This window comes from Selenomonas ruminantium subsp. lactilytica TAM6421 (assembly GCF_000284095.1).
GTDB lineage: Bacteria > Bacillota > Negativicutes > Selenomonadales > Selenomonadaceae > Selenomonas_A > Selenomonas_A lactilytica.
Genome location: NC_017068.1, coordinates 2,639,642 through 2,665,995 on the forward strand (window position 1 = coordinate 2,639,642; position 26,354 = coordinate 2,665,995).

23 protein-coding genes, 2 tRNA genes and 3 pseudogenes are annotated in these 26,354 nt (G+C 51.0%); 6 read left to right on the forward strand and 22 right to left on the reverse strand.

What is annotated here, in order from left to right:
• Positions 1–89: 89 nt before the first annotated feature.
• The 3 genes and pseudogenes from SELR_RS19560 to SELR_RS12690 form a co-directional block, all read right to left on the reverse strand.
• Positions 90–335: pseudogene (locus tag SELR_RS19560) on the reverse strand (flagellin); the annotation flags it as partial.
• A gap of 1,221 nt (positions 336–1,556) precedes the next feature.
• Positions 1,557–1,970 (reverse strand): annotated as a pseudogene (locus tag SELR_RS19565) (flagellin); the annotation flags it as partial.
• Between the two features lie 44 nt (positions 1,971–2,014).
• The gene (locus tag SELR_RS12690) at positions 2,015–2,290 is read right to left on the reverse strand and encodes a helix-turn-helix domain-containing protein (protein ID WP_419789593.1); all 276 of its coding nucleotides are present in this window, start codon (positions 2,288–2,290) and stop codon (positions 2,015–2,017) included.
• Positions 2,291–2,510: 220 nt separating this feature from the next.
• Between SELR_RS12690 and SELR_RS17915 the strand changes: the two genes are divergently transcribed.
• Both SELR_RS17915 and SELR_RS12700 read left to right on the forward strand, forming a co-directional pair.
• The gene (locus tag SELR_RS17915; RefSeq protein WP_014425626.1) at positions 2,511–2,909 is read left to right on the forward strand and encodes a helix-turn-helix domain-containing protein; all 399 of its coding nucleotides are present in this window, start codon (positions 2,511–2,513) and stop codon (positions 2,907–2,909) included.
• Positions 2,906–3,061 (forward strand): annotated as a pseudogene (locus tag SELR_RS12700) (arsenate reductase/protein-tyrosine-phosphatase family protein); the annotation flags it as partial. The gene SELR_RS17915 and the pseudogene SELR_RS12700, both read left to right, overlap by 4 nt.
• Positions 3,062–3,167: 106 nt before the next feature.
• On the opposite strand, the gene SELR_RS12705 reads toward SELR_RS12700, so the two are convergent.
• From SELR_RS12705 to SELR_RS12730, 6 genes are all read right to left on the reverse strand, one after another.
• On the reverse strand, positions 3,168–4,004 hold the full coding sequence (locus tag SELR_RS12705) for an HAD-IIB family hydrolase (RefSeq protein ID WP_014425628.1): 837 nt from the start codon (positions 4,002–4,004) through the stop codon (positions 3,168–3,170).
• A 9-nt stretch (positions 4,005–4,013) separates the two neighbouring features.
• On the reverse strand, positions 4,014–4,778 hold the full coding sequence (locus SELR_RS12710; protein WP_014425629.1) for a response regulator transcription factor: 765 nt from the start codon (positions 4,776–4,778) through the stop codon (positions 4,014–4,016).
• Positions 4,771–6,318 carry a histidine kinase gene (locus SELR_RS12715; RefSeq protein ID WP_014425630.1) on the reverse strand — a complete coding sequence of 516 codons (1,548 nt, stop codon included), beginning with the start codon at positions 6,316–6,318 and terminating at the stop codon, positions 4,771–4,773. Before SELR_RS12715 ends, SELR_RS12710 begins: the two co-directional genes overlap by 8 nt.
• 618 nt (positions 6,319–6,936) lie before the next feature.
• Positions 6,937–7,980, reverse strand: coding sequence for an ABC transporter substrate-binding protein (locus SELR_RS12720; protein WP_014425631.1), 1,044 nt, complete (start codon positions 7,978–7,980; stop codon positions 6,937–6,939).
• A 32-nt stretch (positions 7,981–8,012) separates the two neighbouring features.
• On the reverse strand, positions 8,013–9,662 hold the full coding sequence (locus SELR_RS12725) for an ABC transporter permease (RefSeq protein WP_014425632.1): 1,650 nt from the start codon (positions 9,660–9,662) through the stop codon (positions 8,013–8,015).
• Positions 9,655–10,779, reverse strand: a complete 1,125-nt coding sequence (locus tag SELR_RS12730) for an ABC transporter ATP-binding protein (RefSeq protein WP_014425633.1) — start codon at positions 10,777–10,779, stop codon at positions 9,655–9,657. Before SELR_RS12730 ends, SELR_RS12725 begins: the two co-directional genes overlap by 8 nt.
• Before the next feature lie 204 nt (positions 10,780–10,983).
• On the opposite strand from SELR_RS12730, the gene SELR_RS12735 reads away from it, so the two are divergent.
• Positions 10,984–11,970, forward strand: coding sequence for a Fic family protein (locus tag SELR_RS12735; RefSeq protein WP_014425634.1), 987 nt, complete (start codon positions 10,984–10,986; stop codon positions 11,968–11,970).
• Positions 11,971–12,010: 40 nt separating this feature from the next.
• Here SELR_RS12735 and SELR_RS12740 read toward each other — a convergent pair whose 3' ends face one another.
• Both SELR_RS12740 and SELR_RS12745 read right to left on the reverse strand, forming a co-directional pair.
• Positions 12,011–12,349 carry an MBOAT family O-acyltransferase gene (locus SELR_RS12740; RefSeq protein WP_041914431.1) on the reverse strand — a complete coding sequence of 113 codons (339 nt, stop codon included), beginning with the start codon at positions 12,347–12,349 and terminating at the stop codon, positions 12,011–12,013.
• A gap of 25 nt (positions 12,350–12,374) precedes the next feature.
• Complete coding sequence (locus SELR_RS12745; protein WP_158645818.1) at positions 12,375–12,629, reverse strand: hypothetical protein; 255 nt, start codon at positions 12,627–12,629, stop codon at positions 12,375–12,377.
• A gap of 140 nt (positions 12,630–12,769) precedes the next feature.
• On the opposite strand from SELR_RS12745, the gene SELR_RS17920 reads away from it, so the two are divergent.
• Positions 12,770–13,114: a helix-turn-helix domain-containing protein gene (locus SELR_RS17920; protein WP_050992778.1), complete on the forward strand. Its 345-nt coding sequence runs from the start codon at positions 12,770–12,772 to the stop codon at positions 13,112–13,114.
• Positions 13,115–13,233: 119 nt separating this feature from the next.
• On the opposite strand, the gene rbsK is transcribed toward SELR_RS17920, so the two are convergent.
• From rbsK to brnQ, 7 genes are all read right to left on the reverse strand, one after another.
• Positions 13,234–14,142: a ribokinase gene (rbsK, locus tag SELR_RS12755; protein WP_014425638.1), complete on the reverse strand. Its 909-nt coding sequence runs from the start codon at positions 14,140–14,142 to the stop codon at positions 13,234–13,236.
• A 39-nt stretch (positions 14,143–14,181) separates the two neighbouring features.
• The gene (gene fucP, locus SELR_RS12760) at positions 14,182–15,516 is read right to left on the reverse strand and encodes an L-fucose:H+ symporter permease (RefSeq protein ID WP_014425639.1); all 1,335 of its coding nucleotides are present in this window, start codon (positions 15,514–15,516) and stop codon (positions 14,182–14,184) included.
• A 24-nt stretch (positions 15,517–15,540) separates the two neighbouring features.
• Positions 15,541–16,548, reverse strand: coding sequence for a LacI family DNA-binding transcriptional regulator (locus SELR_RS12765; protein WP_014425640.1), 1,008 nt, complete (start codon positions 16,546–16,548; stop codon positions 15,541–15,543).
• 15 nt (positions 16,549–16,563) lie between these two features.
• Positions 16,564–16,959, reverse strand: a complete 396-nt coding sequence (gene rbsD, locus SELR_RS12770; protein ID WP_014425641.1) for a D-ribose pyranase — start codon at positions 16,957–16,959, stop codon at positions 16,564–16,566.
• 257 nt (positions 16,960–17,216) lie between these two features.
• Positions 17,217–18,089, reverse strand: coding sequence for an NAD(P)-dependent oxidoreductase (locus SELR_RS12775; RefSeq protein ID WP_041914810.1), 873 nt, complete (start codon positions 18,087–18,089; stop codon positions 17,217–17,219).
• A gap of 44 nt (positions 18,090–18,133) precedes the next feature.
• Positions 18,134–19,411, reverse strand: a complete 1,278-nt coding sequence (locus SELR_RS12780) for a M18 family aminopeptidase (RefSeq protein ID WP_041914811.1) — start codon at positions 19,409–19,411, stop codon at positions 18,134–18,136.
• Positions 19,412–20,146: 735 nt separating this feature from the next.
• Positions 20,147–21,490 (reverse strand): branched-chain amino acid transport system II carrier protein, encoded by a 1,344-nt coding sequence (brnQ, locus tag SELR_RS12785; protein ID WP_014425645.1) that lies wholly within the window; start codon positions 21,488–21,490, stop codon positions 20,147–20,149.
• 287 nt (positions 21,491–21,777) lie between these two features.
• Between brnQ and SELR_RS12790 the strand changes: the two genes are divergently transcribed.
• Complete coding sequence (locus SELR_RS12790; RefSeq protein ID WP_014425646.1) at positions 21,778–22,215, forward strand: hypothetical protein; 438 nt, start codon at positions 21,778–21,780, stop codon at positions 22,213–22,215.
• Positions 22,216–22,235: 20 nt separating this feature from the next.
• On the opposite strand, the gene SELR_RS12795 is transcribed toward SELR_RS12790, so the two are convergent.
• The 4 genes from SELR_RS12795 to SELR_RS12810 all read right to left on the reverse strand — a co-directional run bounded on the left by SELR_RS12795 (position 22,236) and on the right by SELR_RS12810 (position 25,030).
• Positions 22,236–24,047, reverse strand: coding sequence for an EAL domain-containing protein (locus tag SELR_RS12795; RefSeq protein WP_014425647.1), 1,812 nt, complete (start codon positions 24,045–24,047; stop codon positions 22,236–22,238).
• A 175-nt stretch (positions 24,048–24,222) separates the two neighbouring features.
• Positions 24,223–24,298, reverse strand: a tRNA-Phe gene (locus tag SELR_RS12800).
• A gap of 3 nt (positions 24,299–24,301) precedes the next feature.
• Positions 24,302–24,378, reverse strand: a tRNA-Asp gene (locus SELR_RS12805).
• Between the two features lie 118 nt (positions 24,379–24,496).
• A complete protein-coding gene (locus SELR_RS12810) occupies positions 24,497–25,030 on the reverse strand; it encodes a methyl-accepting chemotaxis protein (RefSeq protein ID WP_014425648.1) in 534 nt (177 codons plus the stop codon).
• A gap of 250 nt (positions 25,031–25,280) precedes the next feature.
• On the opposite strand from SELR_RS12810, the gene SELR_RS12815 reads away from it, so the two are divergent.
• A complete protein-coding gene (locus SELR_RS12815) occupies positions 25,281–26,354 on the forward strand; it encodes a DUF871 domain-containing protein (RefSeq protein WP_014425649.1) in 1,074 nt (357 codons plus the stop codon).

Sequence of the window (26,354 nt, forward strand, 5' to 3'; positions counted from 1 at the left end):
TCATGTAAAAAATTTCGCCGCCGATAAGATTTAACTTATCGACGGCATTTCTGCTTATTGCCAGTTTCTCATTTATTGCTCACCATTTGTTATTGTAATAAACTCAATACACTGCTACTATTCTGATTAGCCTGCGCTAGCATTGACTGTGCTGACTGTGTCAGTATATTGGATTTCGTATACTCGGTCATTTCCTTAGCCATGTCAGCATCCCGGATTGTGGATTCTGAGGCCGTTACATTTTCACTTGCTGTGGTAAGATTAGCTGCGGTATAATCCAAACGGCTGATATAGGAGCCTACATAGGTGATTTGATCCAGCGCATAATCAATGGCTCCATCCACTTCAGCTAGTGCCTGGACGGCTTTATCCCGGGTTGTAATCATAGTTTTATCAATCCCCAGGCTTTTCAGGCCTAAATCTTCAATATAACAATTGATGGCCTGATTTGCCTTTGTTCCCACTTGAAATACCAGCGGTTGCCAATCTGTATAATCGTTCAGCTTAGGCACGCCCGGATTTACGGTAACATTGCCGACTGTGCCGTTCCGCCCGCGGCCAATTTTTTCTACACGGGAACCAACTGTTGCTGTAAGAATCGTACTATCTACGGTAATATTTCCCACAATACTTTGATGAGAACCATCACGCTCTGCATAACCACTGCCTATACCTGCACCAAGCCCGGATCTTAAAGTAAGTATTGAATTATCAACTGAAATATCACCTGTCTTACTCACATATGTAGTTCCCCAGGCATGCCCACTGCCAATAGCAGCACCTTCGCCATTCATTATGCTAATTTCAGCTCTTGAAATATTAATATTTCCTACAGTACCACCAGCACCGCTGCCAATACCTGCACCATTTCTCCAATAAACACGACGCCCAGAGGTTGGATTTTGGTCAATCAAAATTGTTCCTCCACTTATATTAATATTACCTATAGTTCCCCATGCCCCAGCTCCAATTGCCGCTCCTATAAGGTGATCCCTCCCCCTGCTGTTTATAATGATATTGCCATTCTGAATATTTAAATCACCTGTAGTGCTTTGACCTCTCCCGATCCCAATAGCAGCCCCGTTCAAGCCTGCATGCTCGATAATTAAAGATGCTGATTCATCATCTCCACTACTGATTGTCAACCCATCTGCCATATTGATTATAGCGCTGTCAGCAGGCCTTGGATCTGCGCCCGTTGATCTAATCGTATTCTCACCTTTGAGTATAAGCTGATTCCCTGAGCCAGCAAACTGTATACTACTAGCATCCAAACTATTATTGTTCACATCATAATCTTTTAGTATCAATTTCAGGCCAGAACTATTGCTGTTAATATAAACATTGGACAGGGTGCTGCCAGCTCCGACCAATTCCACTTCTGAAACACCTGATGCAATTCTTATATTTCCGGTAAAACCGGCCTGCAACTGATAACAGCCATTGGCTGTAATGGTATACGTTCCACTACTGGAAGCTCCAATCGTTCCCGCCGATGACAAGTCTTCCACTTCTGTTGCATTAACAATCACATGTGACCTTGCATAGGTTCCATCCAACAACTGCTTTCCGTTATAATTTGTGGAGGACACAATATCATCGATATCTGCACACCGCTGCTCAAACTCCTTTTGCAAAGTCGCCCTGTCCAAATCCGAATTATGGTCATTGGCCGAGTTTAACGCCAGTTCCTTCAAGCCCCGTAATTCCTCAATAATATTTTGTATGCCGCCTTCCGCGACACGCAGCATGGATTTTCCTGTCTGCGTGTTTTGGACATCCTGATCAAGCCCTCTGATTTGCACACGCATACGTTCGGAGACGGCATATTCCGATGCACCATCTTCGGCACTTGTAATCTTCGTGCCAGTCGATATTTTTTTCAATTCTTTACTGAGTTTGTTGTTATTCTTATTTAATTGCCCCAGCACTAATTGGGCTGATGTATTATTTTTGATGACCATTGACATGAACTCTCCCCCCAATCCATTGGCAATTCATCGGCCGTACATCCTTAAAAAACTTTGTAACTCCACATCTCCTTCTCCAGCCCCGTAAATGTCGTCAATAGTGACGGATCAATTTCCAGCCCCTCAGCAATGTCCAGCAGCATCGCCAACGATATGTTCTCACCATACTTTCCCCGTTCAATACGACTCAAGGTGCTTTGACTGATATGTATCTTATCCGCCAGCTGGCTTTGCTCCATGCCGTACAATGTGCGATAATATGCGATTTTTGCTCCGATCTGCCGATAGAAAATATCCCGACGAATCCCCAAAACCTTCACCTCTTTAACTTTTGCCTACTATTATTATCGCATTTAATAATCGGTTAGTTTGGCATATAGTCGCCGTATTATGTCAAATATATTCATCTTTACCAAATAGTGATTTGAGTTATTATTAAATTATATTATAGTGTTTTTCACTGAGCATTGCAAGATATTTACTTTTTAATTATTGATTTTCACTATATAATTTTCTATACTTTTATCTAGGGGGGATTATATGAGCATCGGTTATCGCTTAAAGACAATCCGCAAGGCACTCGACCTGAACCAAACAGATTTCGGCGCCCGCATCAATCTGAGCCAGACAACCATCGGCCAATACGAAAAAGAAACACGTCCTATTACAGAACGTGTCATTTCCCAGCTTGTCGCTGAATATAATATCAATGAAGAATACCTGCGCCATGGCACAGGGGAGATGTTGGTAAGCCACCGTGCCGACCTGGTATCGGAACTGGCCCAAAAACTGCAGCTCTCCGAACGGGAACAGCAGCTTCTGCTTGCCTATTCCACCTTTCCTGCTGCGCAGCGCGCGATGGTACTCGATTTTGCCCGTGATTTATTCAAGAAAATGCAAGAGAGTCAGGAAAAAGAAGCTGGAAGGAGTAAACAATGAAAAAGATACTTTTTTTATGCCACGGCAATATCTGCCGCTCGACAATGGCCGAGTTTGTCATGAAGGAACTCGTGCGTCAGGCCGGAAAGGAAACGGAAATCCTCGTGGATTCCAAAGCATGCCGCACCGATGAGATTGGCAGTGACACTCATCCGATTCCTGTATTTTGCTCTTAATTTAAGATATCGTCAGGTTAAAAAGCCACGGAGGCTGTGCATAAGTGATTTCTCTCTTATGCAACAGCCCCGTTCATGATTTTTACAATTTCGCTTCGGTTATCCCCTTTACAATCCATGCCAGCAGATGTTCTTCCACGCTGCAGCCGACATAGTCGGCTGCTTTTTTTGTCTCGGCATGCGCATTTTGGGGAGCCACCGCAATGTCGGCTGCGGCCAGCATCTCGTTGTCGTTGAGATAATCCCCACAGGCAATGATCTCGATGCCCGGCAGCTGCGCACGGATATCCGCCAGCATGGAACCTTTGGACACATCTTTGGCCACGAACTCATAGTAGTTATCCTCGGAGTAGAAGCCATTGGCCAGCGGAGCGGTGCCCATTTCTTCTGCCAATGCCACATAGTGTTCCAGATGTTCGTGTTTGTCACAGGCAAAGAACTTCAGCCACGGCGTCCTGGCCGTGTCTTCCAGTTTGGCCAGCTCCGTATGCGTATAGCGATAGTATTCATGGGGCAGCCGGGGATCGTCGTTTTCCGCCGGGGTGATGATATGGCAGTTATCGGCGGTATAGACCTCGATGCAGGCCTCAGGGAAGTCTTTGAGACTCTGACGGGCAAATTCCACCCAGCGATTGCCTGTACTGCCTGTGGTCAACGGCATGGTCTTAAGGACTTTTTTCGCCTGCCAGTCATAGAGCATGGCTCCATTGAAGAATATGGACGGCGCATTGATGGGCAGCCCCTCCACATAGCCTGCCGCCGCTTCCGGGGTGCGCCCCGTAGCAATGGCAAAGCGGCCGCCCTCCTCCACGAAAGCCTTTACCGCCGCCTTATTTTCCGCCGAAATCAGTCCTCCACGGGGAATCAGCGTGCCATCCAGATCCGAAATAATCATTTTGCCTGTATATTGCCCCATCATGACAACTCCTTACAATTTTATGCCCACGGTAATCTCCTGCATGAATGCCTTGGGCGTGGTATGCAGGTATTTCTTGAACACCTGCGTGAAATTCTTATAATCGCCAAAGCCGGTCTGCTCGGCCACCTCGTAAACCCGCCAGGTGCCGGCCTGCAGGAGTTCGATGGCCTTCTGCAGCCGATATTGCGCCAATAGGCTGCCAAAGGTCTGGCCGGTTTCTTCTTTCAGTTTGCGTGAGAGGTAGCTCGCGGAAATGCCCATTTCCGCCGCAATGGCCTCGCTGCTGAGTCTTCCCTGATAACCTGCCTCTATGCGCTTGAGCGCCGTCTGCACATAGGGATTGCCCGTATGGTAAGCGGCTTTGAGGCCCTCGTCCCAATGAATCTGCTCATCCTGGGGCGTTCCCGACACGGCATCGATCTTGGCCAGTGCCGCAGCTAGTTCCTCTTCATTGACCGGCTTCAGCAGGTAATCGCTGACGCCCAAATGCAGGGCCGTCTGGGCATAGGAAAAATCCGCATAACTGGTCAGATAGATAAACCGAGCAGGATTTTCCTCTTTCTGCAAGGCTTCGGTCAGGGCAATGCCGTCCATGATGGGCATCTTGATATCCGTCAGCACCACATCGGGGTGCTGGTCATGGACGACCTGCAAAGCCTCCCGTCCATTCGCCGCCTCACCCACGACTCTTGCCCCCATCTTGAGCCAATCGATGGTACACACGAGTCCCCGGCGGATTATCTCTTCGTCTTCCACAATCACGAGTTTAAGCATCCTTCTGCTCCTTCTTCTGCAAGGGAATGGACAGGCGGATTTCCGTACCGCCGTCCAGCGGACATCCGATCTGCAAGCCGTAGCTTTCGCCATACAAGAGCTGCAAGCGCCGCTGGACATTGAACAGCCCCCTGTGGCTGCTGTGATTGGCACTGCTGGCCAGAAGGGCCCGCAATTCCTGCAGTTTTTCCGCGGCAATGCCCCGGCCTTCATCCTTTACCAGCACATTGAGGCAGTCCTCCCGGATCTTGGCCTGAAACAGTATCTTTAATTTCCCGTATTCATCCTCACCGTATTTGATGGCATTTTCGAGCAAGGGCTGGAACAGCAGCTTCGGCACCTGCCTGCCCAGAGCGCTCTCATCGATATCAGCCGTGAAATCCAAGCGGCTGCCGAAGCGGTACTGCTGGATTTTCATATAGCTATGAAGATACTTCACATCCTCCTGCAATGCCACCTGCCGCCCGTCGCCGGCTATACTGTAGCGCAGGAGTGCCGATAACGCCATGATCATCTCCGTGGCTGCCGCCGGATCGAGCCGCACCATGAATTTGATATTTTCGAGCGTATTGAACAGGAAATGCGGGTTGAACTGCGATTCCAGTTCCCGCAATTCCGCAATGGTGGTCAGATTGTCCACGGCCTGGGCCGTGAGTTTGCTTTCCCGGCGAATACTGCGCATGATCAACGGAATCATCAGGAGCACCGCCAGCAGGATTGCCACCCCGCCGATGATATAGCGCACGAGCAAGTCCGTCACAGGCGATATGGCATAAAGCCGGTATTCCGTCCCGCCAAAGGGCACGGCCGTGCTGGCCACATAGTAGAAATCCTTGCCATGATGAATCAGCTCATGGTCAGCTTCGGCAAAATCAGCCAGGACCTTGCGATTGGCCAGCATTTTTTCACCGCCTTGGGACAGCCGGACTGTCGCCAGACTATCTGTGAAAAGCAGGGCCACCTTGCCATCACCGGTCAGGCTGCTCAAGTAAGTGCCCGGCACATCGTAGAGCAGATACCCCACAGCCTCGCCATCCACCACGATGGCCCGCCCGCAGAGCAGGTCCTGCCCCGCCTCCATAGACAAGAATTCCTCACAGACGGCAAACGGCTCCCGCCGCAGCCGTTGCCAGATGCCCCAGTCTTCCTCAACGCCTGTAAGGTCAGCGGGCAGTTTCCTGCGGCTGCCGATAATGATTTCCCCCGCTTTATCCACCACATAGAAATCTGCCCCGGTATGCCCCACATCGCCATAAAGCCGGGCAAAAGCCTCCGCCCGCTTGTCACCGTCTTCCCATTCCGTCAAATCCCTTGCCGCAGCCAGGAACTGCGCCGAATCTGCCGCATTACGGGAAAAATCATCCCCGACCGCCGCCAGTTTCTCCGCCGCCTGCTCCCGGACTTCATCATTCACCCCCACCACCGAATACCGCCAGCTGGCAAGCATCAGCAAGGTTCCAATCAACGTCAGCACAAACAACGGCACCAAGGCATACATGGCCAGGGCACGCTGCAAGCGGGATTCAAAATAACGGTGCATTTTGGGGGCTCCTTTCGCTCAAAAGTTACTACACACATTATATACTTTCAAAGATACTGCGTGCAAGAGCTTGCGTAGAGAGTACCTACAGGCGAGGGACGGCGGATATTTGCTCTCCGCTGGTCTCCGCAGCTAAAATGCTTTTTTGTCCTTTATGCCGCCGGCAAAATCAAAACTCGCATTCGCTCAAACAATAGATTTTGCCAGCGGCAGACAGCGGTAGACAAAAAAGCATTTCTTAACGCTGCGGAGCCAACGCTCCAAGCAAATATCCGCCGTCCCTCGCCAAGCTGCGTTTTTCCTTGCCAGCCTGATTGATAAGAAGTTGCTTCGCGGCGGGGCTGGGGGGATAACTGGCTCGTACAAGACTTAGCCGGACGGGGGGACTTGCCATAAGCGGAGCGTCAGACCATGAGCGTAAAGAAATTATTTTTTGCCCACTGCTAAAAATAGCGTGAAAAGCCAACTGTTTGAGCGCAGCGAGTTTTGGCTTTTCACGCTATATAAAAGGCAAAAAATAATTTTAGCTCAAGGTCTTAGCGCAGCGTTGGCAAGTCCCCCTGCCCGACTACGAAGAGCCTGTCGAGGTTATCCTCCCAGCCCTGCCGCGCCACTTTTTTACTGCACACTGGTGAAGATATCTTTGAACTTATCCAGCCATGCCTTCTTGTTCTTGTTCACTACCTCCTCATTATCGGTAATGGATTTAATTTCAGACTTCGGCAGCAGGCCTACCGGTGCTTCCACATCATCACGGACACTGCGGCGGTGGAGTTTCTGGGTAATCAGGGTCTGGGCTTCCTTGCTGGTGATGAAGTCGATGAACTTCTTGGCATTTTCCATATGCTTGGCATTCTTGATGATGTAGATGCCATCCGGCTTGGAGATAACGCCTTCCTTCATATAGACCAGCTTCACCGGTGCACCATCGGCAACGTACTTGGCGCCGCCCTCCTCAAAGGTCAGGCCTACGGCATATTCGCCGTCTGCCACCCCTTTATACACAGCGGAAGAACCGGACAGCAGCTTGCCATCGAGATTCTTGGCCAGCTTCGTCACATAGTCCCAGCCCTTGTCGGGATCACCATTGCCCATGGCATAGAGCATATTGATCAGATGCTCATAGGACGAAGAAGATTTGGAAGGATCTGCAAAGGCAATCTTGCCCTTGAGTGCCGGATTCAAAAGGTCTTCATAACCTTCCACCTTCACATCCCCAATGAGGTTCGTATTGATCATGATCACGCTGGGAATATCCGTGAAGCGCGTGATGGAACCTTCCTTATTCTTGAAATCTGCCTGTACATGCTCCTCATTGACGGAACGATAATCCTCAAAGAGGGCTGCTTTCGGCTTCATAGTGCCCAGGGAGCCGCCCCAGAAGATATCCGCCAGCGGATTGCTCTTTTCCGATTCCACACGTTTCAAGAGCTCGCCGGTACCAGCAGCCACGACTTCCACCTTGATGCCGCTCTGCTTCTCAAATTCTTCCACCAGCGGATTGATGAAGGCCAGCGGATGAGGGCAGTAGATGACCACTTTGTTCTCGTCACTGCCAGCGGACTTGGCCGCTTCCTTCTCTCCGCCACCGCCGCAGCCGGCCAGACAGGTGGTGAGCATTGCCGCACCTAAAAGCCCGGCAATAATCTTTTTCAGCTTCATAACGAAACCTCCTTCAATAAAATGTTATGACGTCATAACGTAACATCGCGGCGGCCGGAAACCTTGAAGAAGATCACCATGGCCGTAATGGTCGTTATCGTAAGGATGGTGGACAGTGCCGCCGCCGTGCCGTAGCTGGCGCGGATGACCTCGGTATAGATGGCCACCGACATGGTCTTCGTGGCCCCCGTGAACAGGATAACCGAGGAACTCAGTTCATTGATGGCGGTAATCCAGGAAATGATTGCCCCGCTCATAACCCCGGGCAGCATCATGATGGCCGTGACCTTGAAGAAGGTCTTGACCGGTGAAGCACCCAAACTGATGGACGCCTCCTCCAAGCTGGGACTCAGCTGATAGAGGATGGCCGAACTGGAGCGCAGGGTATATGGCAGGCGCCGGATCACCAGCGAAATGATGATGATGATGGCCGTGCCGGATAGCAGCATGGGCTCCTCATTAAAGGCCAGCAGCAATGTAATACCAAGAACCGAACCGGGAATGATATAGGGGAACATGGTCAGGGTATCGATGATATCCGTGAGCCAGCTCTTTTTACGGGTGGTCAGATACGCCACCGTCATGCCCAGGAACACAATCATGATCATGGCCGCCGTGGAATAAAGATAAGTATTGGTAATGGCCGTGCCCAGATTCTCGAAGATTGTCCGATAACTATCCAGCGAATACCCATCCACAAAGATGGAACCGTTGGTCTTCAGGAAGGAAGTATAGATAACCACCAGCTGAGGAATCATGGACAGTGCCACCAGGACATAAATGCACAGATGCATGATGACGTTCTTGATGCCCGTCATCTGCCCCACCGGCAAAGGCCGCAGGGAACTCATGGTGAAGGATTTCTTGTTGACCACATATTTCTGCAGCATAAAAATCGTTGAAGTGATAAGCACCATGATGGCTGCCATCGCCGCCGCAAAATTGGCCTGATCTCCCACTTCGTTGATAAACTCTGAGTAAATCATGACCGGCATAACGTTGAAGCCTTCGCCAATCAGCATGGGCGTACCAAAGTCAGCCATGGCATTCATAAATACCATCAAAGCCCCAGCCAGAATGGTCGGCGTAATCAGGGGCAGCATAATGGTCACAACCTTCTTGATGCCGCTGCAGCCCAGACTTTCCGCTGCTTCAATTAAAGCCGAGTCGATATTCTTCATAGCTCCGGCCACATAGAGATAGATAAAGGGATAGAGCTTCAATGTCAAGACCAGCAATATTCCCGCAAAACCGTAAATCGAAGGAAAGTCAATGCCCATGCCCGCCAGCCACTGGGTAAGAATACCGCTGCGGCCTCCAATCAAAATCCAGGAATAAGCACCGATAAAGGGCGGCGAGAGCAGGGAGATAATGATGCAGATCTCCACGATATTCTTGCCCCGGACTTTGAACAGTGTCATAAAGTAAGCCAGAGCCGTGCCGATAATCACCGCCAGCACCGTCACACAAGTGGTGACGCTGAAGCTGTTGATCATGGACTGGTAATAATACTTCCGGTCAAAGAAGTGGGTGAAGTTCTCCATGGTGAACTCCCCGGTCATGGCATCCTGGAAGGCACTGGCAAACAGGGAGAACAGGGGATACATCAGGAACAGGCCAAACACCACAATGGAAAGCAACGTGATCCAGGCCCAAAAATCCCATTGGAATCGCTTATTCATTTTCCACCACACCTTCCATCAGGCTCTTCGTGCCGTCGGCCCGGAACACATTGACCTTAGCCGCATTGGGCTTCAGGTACACCGTATCGCCGATGTCGAGCACACGCTCCGCATGTCCCAGATCCTGGCTGAACTCAATGGCAGGCTGATCAGGCAGGATCATATCCTCCGGGAACTCCAACCCATAGGTGATGTACTTGCCCAGGAACACCTTGGTCTTGATGGAGCATTTCACCCCCTGGCCTTCGCCGCAGATGGCAAACTCCTCAGGCCGTACGGCAATGGTCACATCATCACCGATCTTGGCCTCCTCCGTAAGGTTATCCATGGGCAGGGCAAAGGCGTCCGCAAAGACCACTGCCTTGCCCCCTGCCGTTTCCTCAATGCGCCCTCTGAAGAGATTGGAATGGCCGATAAAGGTCGCCACGAACACATTGTAAGGCCGGGTGTAGATGGTATGGGGCGAAGCCGTCTGCTGGATTACCCCCTTCTTCATGACTGCAATCCTGTCCGAAATGGCCAAAGCCTCCTCCTGATCATGGGTAACATAGACCGTGGTAATCCCCACCTGCTTCTGCACCTCCCGGATAGCCGAGCGCATCTCCACACGCAGCTTGGCATCCAGATTGGACAGAGGTTCATCCATCAACAGAACACTGGGATGGATCACGATGGCCCGGGCCAGGGCCACACGCTGCTGCTGCCCGCCTGAGAGACGTTCCGGCAGTCTGTCCTGATACTCCGTGATCTGCACCACGTCGAGAATCTTGTCCACCTTGGCCTTCATCTCATCCTTAGACATATTCCGCAATTTCAGCCCGTACTCCACATTTTCCCGCACCGTCAAATGGGGAAAGATGGCATAGCTCTGGAACACCATGCCAATATTGCGCTTGTGGGCGGGAATATCATTGATGACCTGCTCGTTGAACCGGATCTGCCCGCCCTCAATGGTATTGAAGCCCGCAATCATGCGCAGAAGCGTGGTCTTGCCGCACCCCGAGGGCCCCAGCAGCGTGAAGAACTCCCCGTTCCTTATATTCTGGGAAAGCTGCGGGATAATGGTCAGATCCCCGTACCGCTTAACCACCTTATCCGCCGTAATGGCAACACTCATTGCCCTCTCCTCCATTCGCACTGTCTATTATTTACTAGCTTATATTTATTTTAACCGCCATAAAAATAACAAACAATCCAGAATAAAGGATAAATGTCAGAAAAAATGAACCCTATTTTTTACCTGTGGTCTAAATTCGCCATAAATGATATACTGTAAGCACAAGATAATATATAAGATAGTATATAAGACGAAGGTGAGACCATGACTTATCAGCCCCCTTATCAGATAAACAACGAAATGCTCAATCTGATTGCGGAAATCTCTACGCAGCTGGGACAGGTGCTCCACTATCAGGATCTATCCGCCTATCCCCGCTTGCGTCGCAACAATCGCATTGAGTCCATCCACTCCTCGCTGGCCATTGAAGCCAACTCTTTGCCCTTGGGCAGCGTCCGTGATGTGATTGCAGGAAAATCCGTAACCGGCCCCGCCAAAGAGATACAGGAAGTCAAGAACGCTTACGCCGCCTACGAAGAACTGGAACACATCAATCCCTACAGTCTGCAGGACTTATTGCGCATCCACGGAATCATGACAGCCAATCTGGTAAGAGAAGCCGGCCGCTTCCGCAGTGGCGAAGAAGGCGTGTTTGCCAATGGCCAGTGCATCTTTATGGCTCCGCCTGCCAGGCTGGTACCAGGCGAAATGGAAAACCTATTTGCCTGGCTGCAAAAAGAAAGCAAGAGCATGCAGCCCTTGCTTCTATCCTCCATCTTCCATTATGAATTTGTCTTCATCCATCCCTTCGCAGATGGCAACGGGCGTATGGCCCGCCTGTGGCAAACCGCCCTGCTCGCCCAATGGCAGCCAATATTCGCCTACCTGCCCGTGGAAAATCAGATTTATAGATATCAGACTGAATACTACGAAGCCATCAGCCAGTCCCACCGTGCCGGAGCATCTACGCCTTTCATCATATTCATGCTGAAGATGATAAAGGACGTATTGGCAGAACTGCTGTCCAAGGATATGCTGACCGAAAACGACGAATACATAAAGCGCCTGCTGGCCGTGATGGAATACGATATTCCCTATAAAGCAAAAGAACTACAGGAAAAACTGGGCTTAAAATCCACCGCCGGCCTGAAGCGCAATTACCTTGATCCCGCCCTCAGAGAAGGCCTGATTGCCATGACCATTCCGGACAAACCCACCAGCCGCAATCAAAAATATTGCCGGGTTAAGTAAGGTATGTTGCTGATCAGCTCTATTAGTATGAAATTATTTTCTAAAACGAAGCATACACAAACGGATTACTGCCCGTATACATCAAGCCCAGCAGGAAAAGGATTTCCAAACAAAATACGAAGAAGCCTTTTGGCCGGGTAATGTCCATAACCGGAGCCAGCCCCTGCCAGTTGTTAAAGCGAGCCGAATACACGGCAGCCGCTATCAGCAGGAACACTGCTATCCACGCATAGACGAACATCTGCTGAACACCAAAATCATTCCATAAGAACAATCGATAAAAAATCTCTCCCGTACAGGTCATGCTGGGACTGCGGAAAAACACCCAGCAAAAGCTGACGGTCATAGCGGTAAGAAACACCTTAATGGGCGCTGGCATATGAAATTGCTGCCCCAACGTATTCTTATAGATACGATGCCCGCAAAGAAGCAAGCCATGCAATACGCCCCACAGGACAAAATTCCAGGCAGCCCAGTACGAATATTTGCAGCCCAACCGTCAAATTATCCCTGTTTATCTGCTTAACGGCCTTAAATTGCCCCACAAGGTCACGAGCTTTGGTGATTGGGCCGGAAGTCACGGCAGGAAAGAAGCTGATGTAAAGCATGACCGTCAGCCAGCTCTTCTCGGCGGGAATCTTTTTATGATAAACATCCAATATATGCTGCGCTTCCGTTTGTGATGAGCCCACACATAATATTTCTGCTTCCTTAAACGGAAACAAATTGGTATTGCTAAAGCCATTATCATCTATGATGGCCAGCCCATACCCTTCTGTACCATGCGGGTTATGGCCGGATGGCTCGCTTCAAAGGACTAAGATTACATCAGGAAATGCTGCAGGCAGACGTAGCAGAGCGATTAGGCATTAACCAATCCCAATACTCAAAATTAGAACGGGATGCATTGGAACCGAATCTGGAAACGATCCGAAGTCTGGCCAGGTTGTTCAATGTTTCTGCCGATTACTTGTTGGAGATTGACAACTCCCTGGACTACGAACCGACCTTTGACCTATGTGACTTTTTGCGCAACGGCAAGCTGACCCTGGATGGCCAGTACATAGAGCCAAGGGATTGTGAATACATCAGCGATATGGTGCATATTTTCATGGCAAAAAGACGGGATGATATAAAAAGATAGCCCACTATTCCTAAAAATATCATAACTACAAGCACAAGATAGTATATAAGATGAAGGATCATATAACAAAGACCCGCATGCTGAACAAGCTGCGGGTCTTTGTTATATGAAATTATTTTCTAATTAAATTTCTCAACTTCTTCCACCGTTGGAATGGAGGTCTGTGCTCCCTGCCGGGTTACGGCGATAGCGGAAGCTTTGGCACCAAAATCTACAGCGGTGGCAAAGTTTTCACCATCGAATCTGCTCATAAAGGCGGCCAGGAAGCAGTCACCGGCGGCGGTGGTATCCACAGCTTTTACTTTGTAAGCAGGGAATTTCTGCACAGTGCTGTCATTGACCAGCAGGGTGCCATCGCCCCCCAACGTCACCAGGACATTTTTCACGCCTTTGGCAATCAAGGATCTGGCTGCCGTCACCACCTCTTCTTCCGTATTGGTGGGCAGTCCGGTCAGCAGGGCCAGTTCCGTTTCATTCGGCTTGGTGATATCCACCTGGGCCCAGAGTTCATCAGGCAGATCAGCCCGGGCCGGCGCCGGGTCCAGCACCACGGTCTTATTATGCTTTTTCGCCAGCTTGGCGGCGGCAATCACGGACGGCACAGGTATTTCCAGCTGCATGACCACGGCATCGGCCTTAGCAAACCGTTCGGCCTGCGCCAGCACCAAACCTTCATCAACGGAGGCATTGGCGCCGGCAATCACGCTGATGCTGTTCTGACCGCTGTCTTCAATCTCGATGAAGGCCTTGCCTGTTTCCACGCCGGCAATCTGTTTGATGCCTGCCGTATCCACAGACACATGTTCCAGATTGGCCAACATCTGCTGTCCGAAGGTATCGTCACCGACAGCACCGATCATGGATGTATCCGCGCCTAATTTTCCCAGCGCATAGGCCTGATTCGCCCCCTTGCCGCCGGGCACGAGCTTCATGCCCTGGGCCATGACCGTTTCCCCGGCCTGTGGTCTTCTGTCCATATAAACGGCAAAATCCATATTCAGACTGCCGACAACTAATACCTTTTCCATGAACAATCCCTCTCTGTTTCTACCTAAAATCTGTATCCGTTAATTCTGATGGGCCAGTTCCAGCTCCTCGCCTGCTTCCAGCTGAGCTTCCTTATGGAAGTACCAGGCAATGAAGGCAAAGCATACCACATTGATGATAAAGGAAAGCTGCATGGAACCAGTGATATCGGACACATAGCCCTGAATCGCTGGCACGAAAGCACCGCCGATAATGGACATGACGATGATGGCACCAGCCGTTTCCGTGTACTTCTTTTCCACGGCATCCAGCGTGCGGGCGTAAATCGTTGCCCAGCAGGGGCCAAAGAGGAAGCTGGCGAAGATGGCACCGTAGATAGCGGCCATGCCCGGAGCGAAAGCCACCACGAAGATATCCAGCACGCCAATGGCAGCATAGAGAGCCAGAACCTTGTTGGCGGAGAACTTGGTCATCAGGAAGTTGGCAATGAATTTGCCCACAAAGAAGAAGATGAAGCTTACCACCATGTAATTGGCAGCGGCACGTTCATTGATGGTCGGGTCGAGATGCAGGGCCAGACGGATGGTAAAGGACCAGACAGCCACCTGCATGCCCACATAGAGGAACTGAGCCACGATGCCGCGCTTGAAGCGGCCATTGCCAGCCAGATAGGAAAGCGTCTTGCCAATGCTGGGCACGCCTTCCGTAGAAGCACTCTTGACCTTGCATTTCGGATAAGCCGTCACCGCAAACAGCGCAAAGATACCCAGCAGGATATAGATCATGATATGGTAAGGTTCCAAGGTATGCTGAAGCATTTCCATCTTGTAGGCGGCGGCCTGCACGGCATCCATGCTGGCCAGCTGGCTGGCCATGGACTCGCCTTCCTGGAAGATCAGATACTTGCCCAGAAGGATACCGGCAATGGAGCCCAGCGGCTGGAAGGTCTGGCTGATGTTCAGGCGCAGGGTAGCCGTTTCCTGGGGGCCAAGCATGGTGCTGTAGGTGTTGACCGAGGTCTCCAGAAAGCCCAGACCGATGGCAATGGCAAAGATAGCCACAAGGAACATGGTATACGTTGCCATATGGGAAGCCGGGAAGAACAGGCTGCAACCGGCGATATAGAAGCCGAGGCCGCAGAGGATGGCCGTCTTATAGGTCGTATTGCGGATGACCATGGAGGCCGGAATGGAAATCAAGAAATAACCGCTGTAGAAGGCGCTCTGCACCAGTGCAGACGCAAAGTCACTCAGCGCGAACACGCTCTTGAATTGCGTGATCAGCACGTCATTGAGGCTGGCTGCTGCCGCCCACAGGGGCACCAGACAGGACAGCAAAATAAACTGGAACACCGGAATCTTACTGATATAACCATTGTCGTATTGTTCAATATCGTTACGCTTACCAAACAGCATTTGGTATACCTCCTAAAATTACATTTACTGTGCGGCAGGTGGTGCCGTACTGCCACGGACGACAAAGTCCGTATACATCTGGGTTTTCGTATGGATGCTGCGGGGATTCTTCGCCAGCTGCAAGAGTTTCTGCACGGCAAGTTCCCCCAATTCCTTCGTATGCACCCGGATGGTCGTAAGGCCCGGGGCACATACCCGGCTGAATTCGATATCATCAAAGCCGATCACCGACACATCCTCGGGCACGCGGATCTGATGTTTCTGCAAGGCCTGCATCACGCCCAGAGCCACCATATCATTGTAGGCCACAAAAGCCGTGGGCAGCTCCGCCCCCTTCTCCAGCAATTGGTCGAAATACTCATAGGCCCCGGTAATGGATACCGGCAGGCTGAACACGTATTTCTTATCCAACGCCAGATCGTGCCGAATCAGCCCCTGCTTATAGCCTTGATAGCGTTCGCCACCATTGGGAGATGCTACATCCCCCTGCAGGTAACCGATCCGCTTGTGCCCCAAAGACACCAGATAGGAAACCGCCCGCTCCACGGAGCTGCTGTTTTCCATCAGCACACTGTGGAATGGCAGGTCAGCAAAATTGCAATCCAACAGCACCAAAGGGATATCCGTTGCCGCAAAGGCCTGTGCATCACGTTCATTGAGCTCCGTCCCCACCAGCAGCAGGGCCGCCGACGGATCTTCGAGCAGGAGTTCCACCTGCTGGGCATAATCAGCATCATGGCGATAGAGGTTCACCAATTTCGCCTCCATGCCATTTTCCCGACAGGCATTCGTGACGCTTTCCAGAAGATTGCTGAAAAACGGGGCATCGGAAAGGATTTTCCCCGAATCGTGATAAATCACCAGCTTGATGCTCTTGATCTTGTTTTCCGTGATATAGCCATATTCCTTGGCAATGGCCAGGATCTGCATGGCCGTATCATGGTTGACGCCCTTCTTGTTATTGAGGGCATTGGACACCGTTGCCGGCGAAAATCCCGATAATTCACTGATCTTCTTGATATTGACCTTCACGCGCATTCACTCCTGTTAAAAGACAACCCCCGCCCGCAGGATGACATTGGGATACGGCGTGAACTCACCGGTGCGGATGGCGAACCGGGCCTTGGCGGATAATTTCTTCAAGTCATCATGGGGCATATACTCATATTCTACATCCCCCAGTTTCTCCTTGATGTAACCATGAAGCTTCGGATTGTGCTCCTCGATCTCCTCAGCCAGATAGCAGCCTTCCACGGCAGCTTCCGTGAGCAGCGCATCCATCACCTGCTGGAACGTGGGTACCCCCTTCGTCACAGCTAAATCAATCACCGTGACTCCCGGCGGAATCGGCATTCCCGCATCCCCTACCATAAAGAGATCCTTATGACCAAGAGCGGCCACACAAGCCGATAACTGGGCATGTAATATTCCTGACTTTTTCATTATCCTTTACCTCCCCTATTGATGTCAAATTAGGTATATAAATATTTGGCCATTTATTTATATATTTTTCAGATTTATGTGTATCATTATAATCTTATACCTAAAACAAGTCAATAGTTTTTCGTACGTTTTTTTATTATTTGCCTATTATTATGCAAAAATAAAGGTCATATGTCCATTTTTATAATATCATATAAAAAAATCCATGTAAATATTTATATAAATATTTACATGGATTTTTACGATGTTATTTATTTTCACTGCTTATCCAAGCCATAATAGTGCAGCAATGCCTGAGTGCCTTTATCTCCTTCCTTCTGCCGTTCCAGCTGCCGCACCTGGCTGAGCACCTGTCCCAATACCGGCAGAGCGGCTCCATAGGCAGCAGAGGTCTCCGTGCCAATGGCCAGATCCTTGCCAAAGTGTTTCAGCATGAATCCCGGCGCAAAATCTCCGGATAGTCCCCGGCGCACCACATTGTTCATCTGGAAGCTGCCTGCCGCCCCCTGGGAAATCGCCTGATATGTCTTCTCGATATCCAGCCCCGAAGCCTGAGCATAGGCAAAGGCTTCACAGGCGCCAGCCAAGGCTCCCGCAATGGCAATCTGATTACAGGCCTTGGCCTTCTGCCCAGCCCCGGCACCGCCCATATGCACGATATTGTTCCCCATCGCCGCAAACACCGGCTGCAAGGCAGTAAAGGCCGCTTCCTCTCCCCCCACCAGAATGGATAGGGTGGCATTCTTTGCCCCCACATCCCCGCCGGTCACAGGCGCATCCACTGCGAAAATTCCTTTTTCCTGCGCTACTCTGAAAATCTTTTCGGCCAATAACGGCGAGGACGTAGTCATATCCACCACATAGGTCCCAGGGCTGGCGCTGGCCAGCACACCATTCGCCCCCAGATAGACTTCCTCCACATCCTTAGGATAGCCTACAATGGTGATCACCACATCCTGCCCCTGGGCACACGCCCCTGGACTTTCGCACCACTTAGCACCTTTGGCCAGCAGCCCCTCAGCCTTTGCCTTGGTACGATTATAGACGCTGACAGCAAATCCCCCATCAAGAAGATGCCCCGCCATGGCCGCCCCCATGATCCCCGTGCCGATAAAGCCAATATTTTTGATGCCCATATTCATCTTCCTCCATTCTTTTTTCATCAAAATCAAATTTAAGCCCAAAATACTTTCAACAGCTTATCCAAAGCCCGCTGGTCTTCCCCGTGCATGGTCTCCCTTGCCGAGTGCATGGCCAGCAGGGGCACGCCGATATCCATGGTGCGCATGGGCACGAGTGCAGAGGCAATGGAGCCTAAGGTGGAGCCGCCACGGCTGTCGCTGCGGTTGACGAAGTGCTGCCATTTTATGTCCTTTGCTTCGCACAATCCCCGCACGATGGCCACGGCTTCCGTATCGCCGGCATAGCTCTGGGAAGCTGCCTGTTTGAGCACTACGCCGCCGCCCAAGACGGGCTTATGGGAAGGATCGCATTTATCCGCAAAGTTCGGATGCAAGGCATGGGCCACATCCACCGAGAGCATGAAGCCGCCCGCAATATCAGCCAGCATATCTTCCTTCGCCTTGCCCAATACCAGATAAATCCGCTCGATGGTCTGCAGCAGCACCAAAGAGCCGGCGCCCTGCTTGGTGCGGCTGCCCACTTCCTCATTATCGAAGAGTGCCGCCATGCGCAAACCGGCACAGTGACTATCTGCTGCCATGATCCCTTCCAGACAGGCCACCACGGAGGTCAGATTGTCCAAACGCGGCGAGGAAACGAATTCTTCCTGCAAACCGCAGACAGAGCCTTCTTCATAAGGATAGACCGAAAGCTCATAGGAAAGAATTGTTGACGGGTCAACTCCCATTTCACCCGCCAGCCATTCCATGAAGAATTCTGTCTTCAGTTCTTCCCCACCCATGGAAGCCAAAGGCAGCATATCCTTCTGGGCATTGAGCTTGCCGTTTTCATTGACCTCCCGATCCATATGAATGGCAAGGCTCGGAATGGTCAACAAGGGCCGGTTGAAATCCACCAGCCGCACTTCCGGCTGAAAGGGATCCGCTCCGCGCAGAGCCACTTTTCCCGCCAAGGCCAAAGGCCTGTCCAGCCAGGTACGCAGCATCAGACCGCCGTATTTTTCCACATTGAGGACGCCATAGCCCTCTTTGACCATGCCCGCCTGGGGCTTCAGACGGAAACAGGGAAAATCCGTATGGGCTGCCGCCAGACGCAAGGGGCCAGCTTCCTGCCCTACAGCAAAAGCCAGCAAAGTGGAATCAAACACCTTGACAAAATACCGCCCGCCAGACTGCAGCTGCCATTTCTCCGTCAGGGACAGCTCCACAAAGCCAGCCCCGGCCAACTTCTCTGCCGCCGCCTGCACCGTATGATAGGGCGTGGGCGCCGCCTTGATAAAATCCAATAAATCCTGTACTTCTTTATTCATATCCATCACAGCTTTCTTCAAGAATATACCTTCATTTTAGCAAATCAAAACGCATAAAAAAAGCAACTGCGAACAAATTGCAGTTTGTCAATGCGAGCCTGAACGCTTTTGTTACAGAGCAGTGGGGCGACGGTGGGAATACTTTTTCGCCGCTTCACTAAATGTCCCGCCAGCAGAAGTACGCGTCTTCTAGTAACCTGCGCCGGGCAAGTCCGGCGGCGCGTCCATCAACGAAGCATCCAGCAAATGCTGTTTGCGGGCCAGCCTTCACTTCGTTCAGGCAGTCGTTCCGCCGGCGAAAAAGCATCCCCACCGCCACCCAGAGTTACGTTTGTCAATGCTGCTATGTTCCGGCTGGAGGATACAAGCACATCGATGATCTTGCTACGGGAGAACCGGGTTCGTGCCGATTGCCAAAAACGTGGCTGGGGGCGAACGGGGGAGTGCTTTTTCTGTGGGAGCGACTGCCTGAGCGTCAGCGAAGGCCGGCCCGAGGCAGGCAGTTACCAGAAAGCACGCTGAAAGACGCGCCGCCGGTCTTGCCCGGCGCCCTCTGGCTAAACAGCTCGAAAATTGCCGATAGGGTCGTTTTAGCGGAAACAGAAAAAGTACTCCCCCGTGAACCCCTGACTGCGTATGAACGGGATACCTTCAGCACGAACGCACTGACAAACTGCAATTTATAAAAAATGTCCGTTGACATTTTGTCAACGGACATTCCGAACTATTAAGAGATTATTCTGCAGGCAGAGCTTCATGTTCCTTGGCGCCACGCACCTCAGATACGAGCCAGCCCAAAGCGGCTGCGGCCAGAGCCGGTACGAACCAGCCCATGCCGATATCGTAGAAGGGCACATAGGCACTCAGCACAGCGGTCAGGGCCGGGAACTTGATGCCGGCAGCGGCCAAACCATCCAGCACGGCAAAGATCAACGTCACATTGATGGCCATGCGGTAAACGCTGTAACGCCAAGCGATAACGCCATCAAACAGGGACAGTACCACGAACACGATAACCAGCGGATAGATAGCTACGAGGAAGGGTACGGACAGGGAAATGATCTGCGTCAGACCAATGTTAGAGGCCACAAAACTGAACAGGGTGCTGATCTGCACGAGGCGGGCATAGGAAATGCGGCCATTGGTCAGCTTGTTGAAATACCAGGCCATACCGGAAATCATGCCACAGGAGGTAGTCAGGCAGGCCAAAGCGATGATGATGGCCACCAGCAGATTGCCGGCAGGACCAAAGAAGATGGATACGGCACCAGCCAGCAGCTGGCCGCCGTTTTCCACATGGCCCAACACGCCGGCGCTGGTTGCACCGATATAGGCCAGGGAACCATAGACCATCGTCATCAGAACCACCGTGATGACACCGGAAGCAATGCAGATCTTGCTGACGGCCTTGTTATCCGTGGTGCCCCGCATACGGATGGCATTGACTACAATGGTACCGATGGACAGGGATGCCAAAAGATCCATGGTCTGATAACCGTCCTGAAAGCCCTGGGAGAATGGTGCCGTGATATAGGCACCCGTAGCATCCAGCACCTCACCCAGTGGGGTGATGAAGGATTTGGCAAAGAGGATCACCAGGAACACCAGCAGTGCCGGCGTCAGCATCTTGCCCACCCGATCAATGAGTTTGTTCGGTGTCATCGCCAGATAATAGGTAGCGGCAAAGAAGAACAGGGTGTAGATGAACTGCCCCATGCTCATGTTCTCTTCCGTCAGGAAAGGACGGATACCGATTTCAAAGGAAACCGCACCGGTACGGGGCACGGCAAATACCGGGCCAATGGTCAGGTACAGGATCACCAACAATGCCGTAGCCAGCCACGGATAGGTCTTGCGGTTCATAAACTCCACATACTTACCGCCCTGCATGGCAATGGCCGTAATCCCCAAAAGCGGCAGACCAACACCTGTAATCAGAAACCCCAGCATGGCAATAATGCTCTGGGAGCCTGCCGCCTGCCCCAGGGCAGGCGGAAAAATCAGATTGCCGGCACCAAAGAAGATGGAAAACATCATCAGACCGACAGTCAGTACTTCGCCTTTGCTCATACTTTTCATAACACGTTCACTCTCTTTTCTTATTATTCATGCCGTTTGTGTTTCCATAGTGTACACACCTTGACATAAAGAAAGTCCATGTTCCATCTTACACGAACATGAACCCGGGTTGTCCCCGACTTTTGCGATAAACGTATTATAGCACAAAGACAAAAGACATGGCAAGGGTATTTTTGTATTTTGAGCGTAAACTTGTAAACTTTTATTTCTCATACTTTTATGTTATACTGTGAGCATAAATGTCCACGAAAATACATAGATTAAAAAACAGGAAGGAGTCATCCGCAATGTCTGATGAGCAGGAAGCAAAAAAAGAACTTAACCCGCTGATTACCCAGCCCCATGGCCGGGAACAGCAGGCCAAGATGGAAATCGTCAATATGATCCACAGCGGCGAATCCCCCTTTGACATCATCTATCATATAGCCAAGCGGCTGGAAACAGCCTCCGGGGAACCAGGTTATGCCAAGTACGTAGAAGAACAGATCCGGGCCGTCTACGGCTTTGCCCTGCAACATGTCAAGCCCATGCAGGATGAACTGCGTGATGTAGAGGAACGCTTGGAACGCATCAAAAAGTCCTATGAAAATCCGGAATTCACCGAGGAAGAGCATATCCGCATCGGCTTTGCCATCGAACGGCACAAGAAGAACATCGAACGCCTCAAAATCATGATCCAGAAGGCCGAAGCCGACCACGCCGATATGAACTTCATCAAAAACTGAATACACGGAAAAGCCGCTGCTCACAAAAGAGCAGCGGCATCTTCTTTTAGCTTGCTTTCAATGGCAGCAATCCGTTCCGGTGCTACCTGCCGGAGTTCCTCCATCAGGGTATGCAGCTGATGGGATAGTGTCAACACTGCCTTGGTATCAGGCGGATACAGGCACATTTTCGACTCTGACACATAGTCACTCTGCAAAAGCGCCCGATAATCCTCTACAGGTACAGGTTCCGAGAAGAAATATCCCTGAGCATATTCACAGCCAATCGTCCGCAGGAAATCCACCTGCTTCTGGGTTTCCACCCCTTCGGCGATCACCGGCACCGCCAACCGCTTGGCCATACGCACCACAGAATTCAGAATGCTGTCTGCCCGGCCATTTTCCACCCCTTGGGAATCAGCCAAAAACTTCAGATCGATCTTCAGGATATCCACTGGCAGATCCTTGAGCATATTCAGGGAAGAATAGCCACTGCCAAAATCATCCATGAGAATCACAAAGCCCTTGGCCTGCAAAGACTCGGTAATCTCGATAATCTGCTGGGGATTCTCCACATAGGCACTTTCCGTCAATTCCAACTCCAATAGCCGCGGGTCCAATCTATATTTCTCAATAAGCCCTTCAAAGACCTGTACCAGATTCGGACTGTAGAAATCCACCCGGGACACGTTGATGGACACGGGCAGCACCGGCCTTCCCGCATCGATATCCTCCCGCAGAATCTGACATGTCTTTTCCCAGACATATTTATCCAACTGATAGATAAAACCATTCTGCTCAAAAATAGGCACAAATTTAGCTGGCGAAATAAACCCCAGGTGGGGATGAATCCAACGCACCAGTGCTTCTGCCCCAATAATCTTTTCCGTATGCAGGTCGTATTTAGGCTGGAGGTAGACGATAAATTCCTCCCGCTCCAAAGAACCATTCATATTATTGACAATGACCTGCTCATTGACCATATTTTCCCGCATGTCATCTTCATATTCACCACAGACGATCAGCCCGTTACGGGAGGCCTTGAACAGACCCATGGCAGCCCGGTCAAGCATCGTGGTCACCGAAAGGTCACGTTCACGCACCGTATAGACACCAAAATAAAAATCAATGCGGTAATCCAGGGCAAAGGATACAGCCAGCATCTGCAGGGAATGAATGAGATGTTCCCGCAATTTTCCCTCCGTCGGATAGCACAGGAGGAAGTTGTCCGCATAGAGTCTGCCATAGACACATGGCTCCAGCTGAATGCTGGTCAGAAACTCTGCCACATATTTCAAGAGCTTATCTCCGGTCTCCTCGCCAAACAGGTCGTTGATAACCTTGAAGCGGGCGATATTGAAACGCATGATTTCGAATTCTTTTTCAGGATACTGTTCGATGATTTCCGACGCCCGCTGGCAAAAAGCCTTTTTATTATAGAGATTCGTCAGGCGATCATAACGCTGTTTATAAAAGAAACTGGCAAAACCTCGCTGGACATTGATGCCGCAGAGCTTATACTCCCCGCCATCCTGCCGGAACATAAGCATGACACGATGCATATTGTGCTTGCGCCCGTCTATACCAAAATCAATATTGGCCCGGACCGTGATGCCTTGTTCCGTTTCCACCTCGCCGCAAGTCAGCTTGTGGATCTGCAGAGGATTCCTTTTCTCCACATTCCCCTGCAAGTATTTCAGGACCTGCTCTTTGCCATACACGTAATATTGGGAATTCAGGCCAAAAGCGATGGCATCCTCCGTCAGCAGTTCGCAGATGTCATCCGTATTGCCGCATTCATAATATTTGTGTATTATATCACTGGCCAACGCTACAACGCTGCTCCGCTCCATTTGCCCTCGTCCCTTCTGGATGCAAACTTTCAAAATAATGACTTCCGTATTGATTATAACATATTAAGCACGTTTTTGCCTTGATATTATTGCAACTAATTCACTTTTTTGCCTGAGATGAAACAAAAAGACCTTATGTCGTCCAAGGACTGACATAAGGTCTATCAATTGCAAGTGGTGCCTTCGAGCGGAATCGAACCACTGACACGGGGATTTTCAGTCCCCTGCTCTACCAACTGAGCTACAAAGGCAAATGGCGACCCGAAGGGGACTTGAACCCCTGACCTCCGCCGTGACAGGGCGGCATTCTAACCAACTAAACTACCGGGCCATGTGACTGTGTCACTTACAGAACATAATTATACGGATAAATATCATGTTTGTCAATATGTTTCAGCCGATTTTTGCAAAAAAATAACCCTCCGCTGACGAAAGGCTATTTTTATACTTTAGTTCAGTGCTTCCACAAACTTCTTCAGATCCTCAGCTGCTTTCGTTACCCGGGACAGATTTGCCGTAATCTCCTCCGTGGAGGCAGCCTGCTCTTCACTGATGGAACCGGTGGTTTCAATAGTCTTGGAAATACCTTCAACGGCTTTATTCATTTCATTCAACGTGGACTGGATGCGCTCCGTGGCCTCACGGGACTGCTCAGCCAGTTTGCGGACTTCCTCTGCCACGACAGCGAAGCCACGGCCCTGCTCACCGGCGCGGGCAGCTTCGATTGCCGCATTGAGGCCCAACAGATTGGTCTGACCGGCAATATTGGTGATGAAATCAATGACCTTGATGGTATCGGCGTTCTTTTCCTGAAGGAGTTTCGCCTGTTCCACAGACTCCTGGCCTGCTTTTGCCAAGGCACTAGCACTCTTGGCCACCTGCTCGACAGCTTCATAAACCGTCTGCGTGGAGCTGGCAATCTCCTCGATTGCTGAAGACAGCCGCGCGTTGATCTCTTCCCTGTTCTTTACATCCTCTGCCATTTATATTCCTCCCCTATCTTAAAAATTGCCCTCAAAACATTCTCACAATTAACGATAAAAGGAAAACCCCCATCTATGTCACCTATAATACCTTGCTCTTTTCTAATTCCACACCCGACGCCAAAAACCTTCTTTTCCCCAAAAAATTTTTATGCCTGCCGCCAAAAGGAAAAAGGTCAGCGAAAACAGAATTAATACGATAAGTTTAAGCACCACTGTTCACATAGCTATGACAAGGAAGGAATATGTTATGGAAAATGGTATCTCACTTTATCCGGGGCTCGGTCTCCCCTTCGAGGAAAGCCGCACCCTGATTGGCGAAGCTGCGGCTCACAATCTGCACCGGCTCTTCATCGCCCTGCCGGACTACGACTGCGACCTTGGCGACATCAAGGGAGAGCTTTCCGTAATCCTAAAGGCCGCCCGGGAACATAACATGGAAGTTACAGCCAATATCACCCCCAGGACCATGACGAGACTGGAACTGAAGGAACTCAGTCCCTCCATGTTCCGCATGCTGGGGATAAAGACACTGCGCCTAACCGATGGCTTCACGCCAACGGAGATAGCTGCATTTTCCCGGAATCATCAGCATCTGCGGGTGGCACTCAATGCGTCCAAAGTGAACAGCAAACTGCTCACGGCTCTGGTGGAATTCAAGGCCAACTTCCAGCAGATTGACGCGCTCCATAGTTTCTATCCCCGCCCCGGCAACGGCCTCAGCGAAGATTTTCTGGTGAGCAAGACCATGCTGCTGCATAAAGCCGGCATCCGAGTAGGCGCCTTTGTTCCCGGCAGTGGCAGAAGATGCGGCTTCTTCCATGCCGGCCACCCCACCCTGGAAAATCACCGACAGGAAAGCATAGGGCTGGCCTGCCGCCATCTGGTGGCCTTGGGCATTGATTACATCCTGCTGGGAGATGTTCCTCCTACCTCAGAAGAAATGCAGCTTGTCAGCCAGCTCTCCGACAAAGCCGTCACCCTGCGGGCAAAATGGCTCACTGCCAATCCTGCGGCGCGGGCACATCTTCGCCACATCTTCACTGCCCGGCAGGATGCCGCCCAAATGGCGGTCAGGGCAAAAGAAGGCTGCCAGCTTCTCGCGGACAGGATCATCCCGGACAATATTACCCCCCGCCCTGCCGGAGCCATTACCATCGACAACGAAAAGAACCTGCCCTGCATGGGCGAAGTGCAGATCTGCCGCCTCCCTCAGGAGGCAGCTCCAGGGGTAAACGTAGCGGCCCAAATCGATGAAGCTGAACTGAACCTGATCGAATATATCAGTCCGGGACGAAAATTTTCCTTCCTATTTCATGAATAA